Annotated in this window: 9 protein-coding genes and 1 pseudogene; 6 read left to right on the top strand and 4 right to left on the bottom strand. The window is 69.5% G+C overall.

Going from position 1 to position 13113, the window contains the following annotated elements:
* Positions 1–36 precede the first annotated feature (36 nt).
* From ACIQHQ_RS06065 to ACIQHQ_RS06085, 5 genes and pseudogenes are all read left to right on the top strand, one after another.
* A complete protein-coding gene (locus tag ACIQHQ_RS06065; protein WP_402610495.1) occupies positions 37–2022 on the top strand; it encodes a pectinesterase family protein in 1986 nt (661 codons plus the stop codon).
* Between the two features lie 49 nt (positions 2023–2071).
* Entirely contained in the window at positions 2072–3418 is a 1347-nt protein-coding gene (locus tag ACIQHQ_RS06070) for an ABC transporter substrate-binding protein (RefSeq protein WP_402610496.1), read from the top strand.
* Positions 3419–3637: 219 nt separating this feature from the next.
* The gene (locus ACIQHQ_RS06075) at positions 3638–4435 is read left to right on the top strand and encodes a rhamnogalacturonan acetylesterase (RefSeq protein ID WP_402610497.1); all 798 of its coding nucleotides are present in this window, start codon (positions 3638–3640) and stop codon (positions 4433–4435) included.
* A 31-nt stretch (positions 4436–4466) separates the two neighbouring features.
* Positions 4467–5792 carry a polysaccharide lyase family 1 protein gene (locus tag ACIQHQ_RS06080; RefSeq protein WP_402610498.1) on the top strand — a complete coding sequence of 442 codons (1326 nt, stop codon included), beginning with the start codon at positions 4467–4469 and terminating at the stop codon, positions 5790–5792.
* A 120-nt stretch (positions 5793–5912) separates the two neighbouring features.
* A pseudogene (locus tag ACIQHQ_RS06085) lies at positions 5913–6685 on the top strand (dienelactone hydrolase family protein); the annotation flags it as partial.
* Between the two features lie 6 nt (positions 6686–6691).
* Here ACIQHQ_RS06085 and ACIQHQ_RS06090 read toward each other — a convergent pair.
* Complete coding sequence (locus ACIQHQ_RS06090) at positions 6692–8908, bottom strand: family 43 glycosylhydrolase (RefSeq protein ID WP_402610499.1); 2217 nt, start codon at positions 8906–8908, stop codon at positions 6692–6694.
* Between the two features lie 247 nt (positions 8909–9155).
* On the opposite strand from ACIQHQ_RS06090, the gene ACIQHQ_RS06095 reads away from it, so the two are divergent.
* A complete protein-coding gene (locus ACIQHQ_RS06095) occupies positions 9156–10310 on the top strand; it encodes a pectate lyase (protein WP_402610500.1) in 1155 nt (384 codons plus the stop codon).
* A gap of 234 nt (positions 10311–10544) precedes the next feature.
* Here ACIQHQ_RS06095 and ACIQHQ_RS06100 read toward each other — a convergent pair whose 3' ends face one another.
* From ACIQHQ_RS06100 to ACIQHQ_RS06110, 3 genes are all read right to left on the bottom strand, one after another.
* Entirely contained in the window at positions 10545–11378 is an 834-nt protein-coding gene (locus tag ACIQHQ_RS06100) for a pectate lyase (RefSeq protein WP_402610501.1), read from the bottom strand.
* 85 nt (positions 11379–11463) lie between these two features.
* The gene (locus tag ACIQHQ_RS06105) at positions 11464–12315 is read right to left on the bottom strand and encodes a hypothetical protein (RefSeq protein WP_402610502.1); all 852 of its coding nucleotides are present in this window, start codon (positions 12313–12315) and stop codon (positions 11464–11466) included.
* Positions 12312–12911 carry a SigE family RNA polymerase sigma factor gene (locus ACIQHQ_RS06110; protein WP_402610503.1) on the bottom strand — a complete coding sequence of 200 codons (600 nt, stop codon included), beginning with the start codon at positions 12909–12911 and terminating at the stop codon, positions 12312–12314. Before ACIQHQ_RS06110 ends, ACIQHQ_RS06105 begins: the two co-directional genes overlap by 4 nt.
* Positions 12912–13113 lie beyond the last annotated feature (202 nt).

Genomic DNA, 13113 nt, shown 5'->3' on the forward strand with positions numbered 1-13113 from the left:
GCATCCGCACGCCCACCACGCCTGTTGGGAGCCGCAATGACGCACCTCCATAGCAAGCGCTTGCCCAGACCCGGTGTCGCCCTGGCCGCCGTCGCGGGCCTGGTCGCCGCCCTGGGACTGGGCGCGACCGGGGAGGCGAGGGCCGCCGAACCCGCCCCCGCCGAGATGTCCGCACCGGCGGCCGCCCGCTGGACCGACCAGGCCCACGGCTTCGCCTCGCTGGCCGGAGGCACCACGGGAGGTGCCGGCGGCAAGGTCGTCACGGTCACCGACCAGGCCTCGCTGGCGAAGTACGCGGCCGCCGAGGAGCCCTACGTCATCCGGGTGGCGGGGACGGTCGCCGTCCAGCCCTTCGGCTCGGACATCGTCGTCACCTCGAACAAGACGATCATCGGCGTCGGCGACACCGGTGAGATCGTCCACGGCGAACTGCACCTCGATCCCGGCACCCACAACGTCATCATCCGCAATCTGACGATCCGCGACTCCTACGTCGAGGGCGACTGGGACGGCAAGACCACCGACTTCGACGCCATCCAGATGGACGCCGTCCACCACGTCTGGATCGACCACAACCGCTTCACCCGCATGGGCGACGGGCTGCTCGACATCCGCAAGGACAGCCAGTACGTGACCGTCTCCTACAACCAGTTCAGCAACCACAACAAGGCGTTCGGGATCGGCTGGACGACCGACGTCCAGACGCAGATCACCATCGACCACAACTGGTTCACGGGCACGAAGCAGCGCAATCCCTCGGCGGACAACTGCGCCTACGCGCACCTCTACAACAACTACATCTCCGCACAGGTGGCCGATGGGGACCCCGTGTGGACGTACGGGAACTGGTCCCGGGGCCGCAGCAAGATGGTCATCGAGAACGGTTACTACGACAGGGTGCAGCATCCCTACCAGGCCGACTCCACCGCCGAGTTGGTGGAGCGGGGGTCGATCCTGAGGAAGACGAGCGGGCGGACCGACGAGTGGGGTGCCGCCTTCGACCCGCGGGACTTCTACGACTACCGGCTCGATCGGGCCGCCGCCGTCCCCGCCCTGGTGAAGAGATTCTCCGGTCCGCAGCGCCGGATCGGTGTGACCCTCGACGTCCCGGGCGCCTACCCGACCGTGCAGGCCGCCGTGGACGCCGTGCCCGAGGGCAACGACGTGCCGGTGACGATCGCGATCGCGCCGGGCACCTACCGGGAGAAGGTGTTCATCCCGGCGACCAAGCCGAGGATCCTGCTCCGGGGGACCGGACACGACCGCTCCGACACCGTCATCGTCCACGACACGCCCGCCGAGTACGGCGGTTCCACGGGCAGCGCCACCGTGCGCATCGCAGCGAACGACGTCACCGCGCGCAACCTCACCTTCAGCAACGACTTCGACGAGGCCGCGGTCGAGCTGAAGGGCGAACAGGCCCTGGCCATGAAGACGACCGGCGACCGGATCGTCTTCGAGAACACCGCCTTCCTGGGGAACCAGGACACCCTGATGACCGACAGCCCCAAGCTGAACGTGATCAGCCGGGTGTACGTCCGCGACTCGTACATCGAGGGCGACGTCGACTTCGTCTACGGGCGGGCGACGACCGTGATCGAGCGATCCGTGATCAAGGCGCTCACCCGGGGGTCCACGACCAACAACGGCTACATCACGGCCGCTTCGACGTGGAAGGACAACCCGTACGGGTTCCTGATCACCCGCTCGAGGATCGTGAGCGACGCGCCGGCCGGGAGCTTCCACCTCGGCCGGCCCTGGCACCCGGGCGGCGAGCCGAACGCGGTGGCCCAGGTGCTGATCCGCGACACCTGGCTGCCCGCCGCGATCAAGTCCTCGCCGTGGACCGACATGAGCGGGTTCTCGTGGAAGGACGCGCGCTTCACGGAGTACCGGAACTACGGACCGGGAGCCGCTGTCACCCAGGACCGGCCGCAGATGAGCGACGAGGACGCGCGGACGCACACCGTCACCGCCTACCTCGAGGGCAGCGACAACTGGGCGCCCCACACCCGCCACTGACCCCCACGACGTCACATCTCCGTTTTGATCCAGAAGAGAGAGCCGACCAATGAAGAGCAGCATCCGCACAAGCAGGCGCGTGGCCACGGCCGTCGCCCTGGGCTCCGTTCTCGCCCTGACCGCGACCGCCTGCGGTGACGACGGCAGCGGCGCCGGTGGCGACAAGGGGGCAGAGGGCAGCGGCAAGGGCAAGATCGTCTTCTGGGACAACAACGGTGGTGTCCGCACGGACATCTGGAAGCAGATCATCGCCGACTTCGAGAAGGCGAACCCGTCCATCAAGGTCGAGTACGTCGGTATCGCCGCCACCGAGTACCAGTCCAAGGTCGACACCGCCATCCAGGGCGGCGGCCTGCCGGACGTCGGCGGTGTCGGCGCGGCGATGGCCGCCGGGTTCGCCGCCCAGAACGCGCTGGATCCCCTGGACGGCCGACTCGGCAAGTCCCCGCTCAAGGGCAAGCTCAACGAGGGCATGGTCCAGTCGCTGAAGTCCGCCGGTGGCGGGGAGGCGCTGTACTCGATCCCGACCTCGGCGAACAACGGCACCCTCTACTACCGCACCGACCTGTTCCGGAAGGCGGGCCTGGACGCGCCCACCACCTGGGAGAAGTTCTACGAGGCCGCCGAGAAGCTCACCGACGCCAAGAAGAACGAGTTCGGCTACACCATCCGCGGCGGCGCGGGCTCCATCGCACAGGCGCTGGACGCGATGTACGGGCAGTCCGGCATCACGTCCTTCTGGGACGCCGGCGGCAAGAAGACCACGGTCAACGACCCGAAGAACGTCGAGGCGCTGCAGAAGTACGCCGGCCTGTACAAGAAGTACACGCCGGCCGCCGACCTCAACAACGACTTCACCAAGATGGTCGCGCAGTGGGACTCCGGCACGATCGGGATGCTCAACCACAACCTGGGCTCCTACCAGGACCATGTGAAGGCGCTCGGCCCGGACAAGTTCCGCGGTATCCCGCAGCCCACCGGCCCCGGCGGCAAGCGCGTCCAGGTCTCCAACCCGGTCGACGGTCTCGGCCTGTTCAAGAGCTCCAAGAACAAGGAGGCCGCCTGGAAGTTCATCGAGTTCGCCGCCTCGCACGAGTCCAACTCCAAGTGGAACGAGTCGGCCGGCGCCATCCCGTCCCACACGGACGCGGCCAAGGACGCCTGGATCTCCGAGGCCGAGCCGACCAAGCTCGCCGCCGGGGCTCTCAATGACGGCTCCACCACCATCGTCCAGCTGCCGTACTACCTGCCGGACTGGAACAGCATCTCCAAGGCCGACAACGAGCCCGCCTTCCAGAAGGTCCTGCTCGGTGACATGAGCGCCAAGGAGTTCCTGGACAAGATGGCCGATCAGCTGAACGAGGCCCAGGCGGAGTGGGACCAGCAGAAGGGCTGACGCTGCCGTGTCCCGCCCTGGGACGGCCTGCGGTATGCAGGCCCCGTGTCCCGCCCTGGGACGGCCTGCGGTGTGCAGGCCCCGTGTCCCGCCCTGGGACGGCCTGCGGTGTGCAGGCCCCGCGGGCCGTCCCGGGCCGGCCGCGCACACGCGGCGGAGCCGTGTACGCAGGCACCACACCCCCGCGCCCCTGAGGGCCCGCTGAACGAAAGGTCTGTCGTGTCCTTGAGTCGTAGACAAGTCACCGCGGCCGCTGCCGCCGCCGTTCCTCTCACCTTCGCCGCGGCCGGTAGCGCGCAGGCCGCCGGCCGCCGCACCCGGACCCTCTACATCGCCGGTGACTCCACCGCCGCCCGCAAGTACGCCGACGCGGCACCCGAAACCGGGTGGGGAATGGCGCTTCCCTTCTTCCTCCACAAGGATCGGCCGGTCGCCAATCACGCGGTCAACGGACGTAGTTCCAAGAGCTTCGTCGATGAAGGACGGCTCGGCGTCATCCTCCGGCAGATCAAGCCGGGCGACTTCCTGCTCATCCAGTTCGGTCACAACGACGAGAAGGGGAGCGATCCCGCCCGGTACACAGAGCCCTGGACGACTTACCAGGACCATCTGCGGATGTACATCGACGGAGCCCGGGAGCGTGGCGCGCGGCCCGTGCTCGCCACGTCCGTCGAGCGGCGCAAGTTCGACGCGACCGGCAAGGCCGTGCCGACGCACGGCGACTACCCGGCGGCGATGCGGGCGCTGGCCGAGGAGGAACAGGTGACACTGCTCGACATCCAGGCGCTGTCGATCGCGCTGTGGCAGCGGCTGGGCGTCGAGGAGACGAAGAAGTACTTCAACTGGACCGCGACCGAGCAGGACAACACGCACTTCAATCCGCCCGGCGCGATCGCCGTGGCGCGGCTCGTCGCGCGGGAGTTGCTGCGTACGCGGGTGCTCGCGCCGAGCGAGGTGCGCCGGCTGGACGAGACGATCCCCGAGTCCTGGATCACCTGGCCGAAGGCCACCGCGTAACACCCCGTCCCCGGAAAAGGAGAACCGCGCCATGCAGGCACGCATATGGCATGGGCATGCCATAATCAAGAGAGTTGCCGCGCTCGCCGGCTGCACCGCGCTGGTGCTGTCCCTCACCGGCACCGCCGCCGCTCAGGCCGACTCCCGCGATCCCGCCCGGCAGACGCTCGGGGCGAAGGATGGATGGGGGTCCCACGGCACCGGGACCACCGGCGGTGCCGCCGCCGACGCCGAGCACGTGTACACCGTGACCACCTGGGCCCAGTTCAAGGCCGCCCTCGCCGCGGGGGGCGGCGCACCGAAGATCATCAAGGTGAAGGGGACCATCGACGCGGTCTCCGAGGGCTGCGACGCCTTCGCCGCGCCCGGGTACGACTTCGACGCCTACCTGGAGAAGTACGCGCCCGAGACGTGGGGACTGGACCAGGACCTGAGCGGCGAGCCCGCCGACAGCCCGGAGGGGCTGCGCCGCGCCTCCGCCGACCATCAGGACCAGGCCATCAAGGCCAACGTGCCCGCCAACACCACCATCATCGGGGTCGGGAAGAACGCGGGCTTCAAGGGCGCCAGCCTCCAGATCAAGGGCGTCGACAACGTCATCGTCCGCAACCTCACCCTCGAGAGCCCCCTCGACTGCTTCCCGCAGTGGGACCCGACCGACACCTCCACGGGCGCCTGGAACTCCGAGTACGACACCGCCGTCGTCTACGGCTCCACCCACGTCTGGATGGACCACAACACCTTCACCGACGGCAGCCACCCCGACAGCAAGGCCCCGACGTACTTCGGCACCCTGTACCAACAGCACGACGGCGAGCTGGACATCGTCCGGGGATCCAACTACGTCACCGCCTCGTGGAATGTGTTCGCCGACCACGACAAGACGCTCATGATCGGCAACAGCGACAGCGAGTCGACGGCCGTGGGCGACCGGGGCAAGCTCAAGGTGACGCTGCACCACAACCTGTTCCGCAACCTGGTCGAGCGCGCGCCGCGCGTCCGCTTCGGGCAGGTCGACTCGTACAACAACCACTACGTGGCCGGCCAGGACTACGTCTACAGCTTCGGCATCGGCAAGGAGTCCCAGCTCGTCGCCGAGCACAACGCCTTCACGCTGCCGAGCACGGTCAGCCCGGCGAAGATCCTGAAGAAGTGGACGGATTCGCCGGTCACCGCCACGAACAACCACGTCAACGGCAAGCTGACCGACCTGATCGCCGTGCACAACGCGGAGATCCCCGGCGAGATCCTCCGGTCGGGCGCCGGCTGGACGCCGGCCCTGCGGACCAAGGTCGACCCGCCGAAGGCCGTCCCCGGCATCGTCGACCACCGCGCGGGCGCCGGCCGCATCTGCTGACGCCCCCGAGAAACCGGCCGGGCCGGGCGCACGCCACGAGGTGCGCCCGGCCCGGCCACCCCGGGACCACCACCCGCACGAGCCGCACCGCGAAGGGGCAGCCGCATGTCCTCGCACGCCTTCCCCGCCGTGCTGCTCCTGCACGATCACGGCGCCGGGTTCGACATCGGGAAGGAGAAACTCGTCCGGCCCTGGTACGACGGCACGCGGCTCGCGTCCGCCCGCGCGTGGGCGGTACCTACTTCAGCGGGCGGTTCGTCGGTGACGAACTGGCCCGGCGCTGTCATGTGGTGCTGTGTCTGGACCCGCTCGGCTGGGGCGACCGCGGGCCCTTCGCCTACGAGCAGCAGCAGGCCTTGGCGTCCAACCTCTACCACCTCGGCTCCTCGCTCGCCGGGGCTGATGGCCCGGGAGGACGAGCGGGCCGCCGCCTTCCCGGCCGGGCTCGACCGGGTGGACGCCGGGCGGGTCGCGGCCGTCGGCTTCTCCGTGGGCGCCTACCGGGTCTGGCAGACCGCCGCCCTCAGCGACCACGTCGCGGCCGCGGCGAGCGTCTGCTGGATGACCGGCCTGAAGGAGATGTTGGTGCCCGGCAACAACACGCTGCGCGGGCAGTCGGCGTACTACATGCTCCACCCCGGCCTCGCCCGGCACCTCGACATCCCCGACGTGGCGAGCATCGCCGCACCCCGGCCGATGCCGTTCTTCCACGGAGGCCTCGACCCGCTGTTCCCGGCCGGGGGGGCGTGCGGGTCGCGTACGACAAGCTGCGTGCCGTCTGGCGCTCGCTCCACGCCGAGGAGCGGCTACGGATGAAGACGTGGCCGGAGCTCGGCCACGTCTTCACCCACGCGATGCAGGACGAGGTCGTCAGCCGGTTCGACGACGTCCTGTGGGAGTCACCGTCGTACCGGCTTGATCCCCTCCAGGGTCGGCACCACCGGCTTGATGCCGCCGTCGGCCGCGAACTCCATGCGGTCGATGGTCGTCTCCCGGTGCATGCCGTCGCCGCCCGGCCTGCCGGGACCGTTGAGGGCGAAGCGGTGGTAGACGGCGTACCAGTCGTCGGTGCCCGGGGCGTTCACCACCGAGTGGTGGCCGGTGCCGAGGATGCCGTACTCGGGCCGCTTCTCGAGGATCGTCCCGCGCTTGGTCCACGGGCCGAGCGGGGACGGCCCCGTCGCGTACGCCACGTGGTAGTTCTCGCTGCGGGTGTCGTCCTCCGACCACATGAAGTAGTACGTGCCCTTCCGCTTGATCACGAAGGAGCCCTCGCGGAAGTTGTCGGGGGTGATGTCCTGCACCTTCGACGCGTCGTACGACACCATGTCGTCGTTCAGCGGTACCACGTACCCACGGCCGTTGCCCCAGTACAGGTAGGCCTGGCCGTCGTCGTCGGTGAAGACCGCCGGGTCGATCATCTGGCCCTTCAGCGACCCGCCCTTGGCGACCAGCGGCTTGCCGAGCGCGTCCTTGAAGGGGCCGGCGGGGGAATCCGCCACCGCCACACCGATCTGCTGCTCGGCGCAGTAGTAGAAGTAGTACTTACCGTTCCGCTCGGCGATGGCGGGGGCCCAGGCGTTCTTGTCGGCCCAGCTCACGTCCGGCCCGAGGTCGAGGATGACGCCGTGGTCCTTCCAGTGGACCAGATCCTTCGACGAGTACGCCTTGAACTTGGTGCCGCTCCAGCCCTGGAAGCCGTCCGTCGTCGGGTAGATCCAGTACCGGCCGTTCAGGTACTGCACGTCGGGGTCGGCGTTCAGGCCGGGCAGGATCGGGCTGCGGGTGCGGACCGCCTCGACCGTCCACGTGCGCCTGGTGCCGTCGGCGGCGGTGACCGTGTACTTCTGCGGCTTGCGGAAGTCGCGGCGGGTCCCGGACTTCGGGCTGAGCTTCGCGCCCTCACCGACCCACAGCTTCGGGGCGAGGCCCCGCGGATCGGCGTCCGGCTCCATGGGCAGGACGACCTTCGAGGCGCTGTCCGTGACGATCGAGTAGCCCTTCTGGTGCTTCGCCGTCGCGTCCACGACCGAGGTGGGCGTGGCCGGGTAGGCAGCCAGCAGGCGGTCGTACTCCTTCTGCGTCACCGGCAGGACCGTGCCGTGCCGGGGGCTCACCGGGAGCTGGTAGTTCTCCGAGGGGGTCCACTTGCCGGAGGCGAGGTCGGTGGTCTCGAAGGGGATGTAGCCGCGGCCGCCGTACTCGTCGATGAACAGGTACCACTTCTTCTCGGTGTTCGACTTGAACACCGTCGGGCCCTCGCCGCGGTCCATCGCTGCCTTGCCGATGCAGTCGGCCACGAAGTCGTACCTCGTCGAGGTCAGGGAGGTGGACTTCTCACCGGTGACGAACTTCGAGCAGGGGCTGGAGGAGCTCGGGTCCCGCTCGTCCTTGGTGTAGCGGTAGTACTCGTCCTTGTACTTCACGACCGTGGAGTCGATCACCGAATACCCCGGGTCGTTCCAGACCTTCGGCTCGCTGAAGGTGCGGAAGTCCTGGGTGGTCGCGTACAGCATCTTGTTGTAGGTGTTGCCCTTGTGGTCCGGGTCGTCGTCGGCGTACAGCTTCGACGCCCAGAAGACGACGTAGGCTCCGAGCTCGTCGTCCCAGTAGGCCTCCGGGGCCCAGGTGTTGCCCGCGCTGTCCGGGGAGACCTTCACCAGGCGCTGGTCGGTCCAGTGGACCAGGTCGGTGGACTCCCACACCATGATCGACTTGCTGCCGTGTCGTTGCACCTGGTCCCAGCTGCCGCTGGAGTTCCGGTACATCCGCAGGTCGGTGGCGATCAGGTAGAACTTGTCGCCCTCGGGGGAGCGGATGACGAACGGGTCGCGCAGGCCCTTCTCGCCGATCGTGGACGTCAGCACCGGCTTGCCGGCGTTCAGTTCACGCCAGTGCAGCGGGTCGTTGCCGCGGCTGAGGGCGTAGCGGATCTGCTCGCCGTCGGCGGTGCCCTCGCCGGTGAAGTAGGCGAAGAGGTAGCCGGCGTACTTGCTGTGCTTCACGGGTGGTGCTCCGGGGTCTGCGGTGCTGGGCGGCGCCGTGAGGAGGGTCAGGAGCAGGCCGGTCAGGGCCAGGAAGGGAAGCAGGAGCGTGCGGGCGATGCGGGAGCGCATGACACTTCCTGTCGGAGTGTGGGGGATTCTGTTGGATAACGGTCCTCGGAGTTTCACCGGAGGGACGCAGGGCGTCAACGGGTGAGCGTGAGGCCGGTGGTTCCGAAACTTTCGGAACGCCGGTGTCCCCGGCAGACGGGACGGCGGCAACCCTTTGCGGCACGGTGGCGACTGGTGGACGGAAACGCGCCGGAGCGGGCCCCTCCGGACCGTTTCCGTCCCCGGCCCTCCAGGAAAGGAACGCTCCGTGCTACCGAGCACCGGACGCCACCGCAGGACCCGCACGCTCTCCATCGCCGCTGCCGTGGCCTGTGCCGCGGGGGCCGGCGGCGTCTATCTCGGGCTGTCGACCGGCGGCGCCCGGGCCGCCTCGACGACGGTCACCGTCTCCACCACCGCCCAGCTCGAGAAGGCCGTGAAGAACGCCACCGCCGGCACCGTGATCCAGGTGCGCGGCGGCACCTACCACCCGGCCGCCACCCTCGGATCCACCGCGAACGGCACCGGTTCCGCACCCATCACCCTGCGGGCGTACCGCGGCGAGAACGTGCGGATCGACGGATCCGAGCTGCCCGCGGGTTCCTGGCTGGCCGACATCCACGGCGACCACTGGACCGTCCAGGACCTCGCCTTCGTCAACTCCCCGGCCCAGGGCTTCGTCGCCACGTCCTCCGTCGGCGGGATCTTCAGGAACCTGGTCACCGCGGACAACGGCGACTCCGGCTTCACCCTGCGCGGCGACGGCACCATCGGCAACCTCGTGCAGAACCTGGACAGCCACGGAAACTACGACCCGGCCGGTCACGGCCGGAACGCCGACGGCATCGCGGTCAAGTTCGGCTCAGGCACCGGCAACCGGATCACCGGAGCCCGGCTGTACGACAACTCCGACGACGGCCTCGACCTGTGGCAGTTCTCCTCGCCGGTCACCATCGAGCACTCCTGGGCCTTCGGCAACGGCGAGAACCGCTGGAAGGACACGGCCTTCGAGGGCGACGGCGACGGCTTCGAGCTGGGCGGCGGTGGCGTGTCCGCCGCGCACGTCGTCAACGGCAACGCGGCCTGGGACAACAGGCGGCACGGCTTCACCGGCGACTCCAACACCGCCGCCATCGCCCTGAACCGCAACTCCGCACACGCCAACGCCCGGAACGGCTTCTCCTTCGCCACCGGCAAGGCCCGGCTCGGCGGAAACCTCGCCGTCGGCGACAAGGCCGGCCCCGCGCGGCTCGGCGCCGCCACGGTCTCCGCCGGCAACACCTGGGACAGCGGCGTCGCCACCCCGCCCTTCAGGTCGACGGACGCGTCCGGCGTGTACGGAGCCCGGCGGGCGGACGGGTCCCTGCCCGCGACGACGTTCCTGACGACCGGCTCCACGGCCATCGGCTCGACGATGGTCTAGGAGCCCGCGGCCCACCGCGGGATGCCCGCACACAGGGAGACGCCCCCGCCGGTGCGAAACGGCGGGGGCGTCGTGCCGACCGGTCGAGGGGGGCTCGACCGGTACCGTCCGGCCGTCCGGAGGGGGGCTCCGGAGGGCCGAGGTGCCGGGACGTCCGACTGGGGGGTCGGAGACCCGGCATCCGGTCGGCCCGAGGGGGGACCAGGGCCAACCGGAGTCACAGGGGGCAAGGCCCTACTGGTAGCTGATGTCGGAGGCCTTGAACAGGCAGCTCTTGCCGTCCGGGCCGGGCGGCGTCAGCTCCTTGGGCTCCTTGCCCGTGTTGTTGCCCTCGAAGCGCACACACGTTTTGATCTTCTTCTTGCCGTCACCGTGGATACGGATCCTCGACAGCGTCGCCGTGTCGCCGTAGTTGGCGTTCACCCCGACGATCGAGTTCATCGGCGCCGTCACGTCGATGTCGCTGAGCACGATCGTGCGCTTGTGCTGCGTCTTGCAGTTGCCGCAGGAGCGGACCAGCTTGCCGGCGTCTCGCACCTGGAAACCGGACACGTTCAGCGTGCCGGCACCGTTGAACTGCAGCACCTTGTCGTCGGCGTTCCTCGCGCCGCCGCCGATCACCTTGTACACCGCGGACGAGGACTTGCCCTTGAAGCTGGCGGCGTCCTCGCCGACGTCCGTCCACCACACGTTCTCCAGGGTGCAACTGCCCTTGCAGTGCACACCGTCCGCGGCCGGGGTGCCAATGATGACGTTCTTGAGGACCGCGCCGTCGGCCAGCTCGAAGAGCGGGTCCTGCCCCTCGTCCTGGCTGCCGCCGCCGAGCGCGCCGGTGCCGTAGAACATCTTCATGCCGCCGTCGCGCACACCGGAGACCGGGATGGTCTTGGACACGGGCGTCTTGCCCTTGTCCGTGGGCCAGGAGGACGCGGCGCCCGCCGTCGACAGCATCGACGTGGTGACGATCGCCGCTCCCGTGATGCCGACAGCGGACATCGCGGCGATCACCGCCCGCCGCCTGGTGACGCTGCGGCGGTGGCGGACGCGCCGTTCTGCTGGTGCAGTCATGTACCGATTCCTCAGGTGGGGGGTGACTCTTGCGCATGGTGGTCGTCACCGGTGAAGAAAAAGTTGCCGCCTCTTCGGGTCTTTTTCACGAGCCACCGTCGCCGTCGGCCACGGCGGCGAACCCGCCGCCCACCGACAGCTGTCGCGAACCGGCGGTGGCCGTCACCGCGTAGGCGTCCTCTCCCGCGTCGCGGCCACCGCGCGCGTGGCCGTACTGGCCGGCGAACACCCACTCGCCCGCCGGGACCGTACGGCCCTTCTTGAGGGTCCAGGTGTAGACGAGGAAACCGTCCCGCTCGGCGACCGTGAGGACGAAGTCCTCCTCCGGCAGGGAGCGCCAGGCACCCGCGTCGGAGATCCCGCCGGTCTGGGCGACCTTCAACCGCACGCTCAGCGCGGTCAGTTGCTCGCCGGTCTTGAGGGTGATGTTGCTCTGCGCCCAGAAGTCGTTGCTGTGCGGGTCGACCGAGCCGTCCGACCACAGCGGACCGTCCTCGGCGGTGGCGGGCGCCCGTTCGGTGGCCGGGGCACCCGGCGTCCTCGACGGCGGCGGGCCGGACTCGTGGCGCTCCGACGGGCTGCTCGGCGCCGGCTCCTCGGGAGGCGGAGGTGCGGGGGCCCGGCTCGTCGCCTCCGGGGACGGCGCGGGGGTCGGCGAGGTCGCCACCTCCTGCCGTCGCGGGGCGGTCTCCTCCTTCACCGCGGACGCCACCGCGTAGCCGCCCACCGCCAGCACGCCGGCGACCGCGGCCGTAGCACCGGCCACCCGCATCCAGCCGACCACCGGAGGGCGCGTCGCCCGGTGTCCGGAACCGGCCGGACCGGCCATGCCGCGCTCGATCCGGGCCAGCATGCGCTCCCGGTCGGGCTCGTGCGTCCCGGCCGCCTCGTGCAGCCGGGTGCGCAGTTCCTCGTGCACGTCCCGCCGCATGGTCATCGGTCCCTCCCTCCGCCCTCACCGGTGCGCACGCTCTCCACGGCGGGCGAGCAGTGCGGAGCACCCAGCGTCACGTGCATCCGCCGCGGCACTGCCTGGGGTCCCAGCAACCGCTGCAGTTCGGCCATCCCCTTCGAGGTCTGGCTCTTCACGGTACCCACCGACACCCCGAGCGCCAGCGCCGTGTCCTTCTCCGACAGGTCGAACGCGTGCCGCAGCACGACACACGCCCGCTTGCGGAACGGCAGCCTGCGCAACGCCTCCTGCACGTCGACCACGCCCGCGACGTCCGGATTCTCGGTGTTCTCCTCGCGCTGCGACCAGAACAGGGCGATGCGCCGCCGCTCGCGCACCGCGCTGCGGATGCGGGTACGGGCCAGGTTGGCGACCACCCCGCGCGCGTACGCCACCGGATGGTCGGCCGCGCGCACCCGGTCCCAGCGGTGCCACAGCGCCAGCAAGGCGTCCGCCGCCAGATCGTCGGCGATGTCCGCCTCGCCCGTCAGGAGGTGCGCGAGACGGGACAGTTCGGCGTAGTGGCGCTCGAAGAAGGCGTGGAACTCCACGGAGGCGGCGTCGTCGACGACTGTGCCCACGGGCGACCTCTCCTCGCAGCGGCTACGGGTGCTCCCGTCCGGGGGCACCCTGTGGCTGTCATGCAGATGACATGTGATCATCCGGGGGAGACCCGGACGAGATCGGGAAGCGTAGCAGCGATCGTCGAACAGTTCGTACGGAGCTTCGAACGGCGTATGACGGGCCGCACTCCGATTCCGTAACACGGAGAAAACCCGAACG

The sequence above is a fragment of the Streptomyces sp. NPDC092370 genome, assembly GCF_044755265.1.
Lineage (GTDB): Bacteria > Actinomycetota > Actinomycetes > Streptomycetales > Streptomycetaceae > Streptomyces.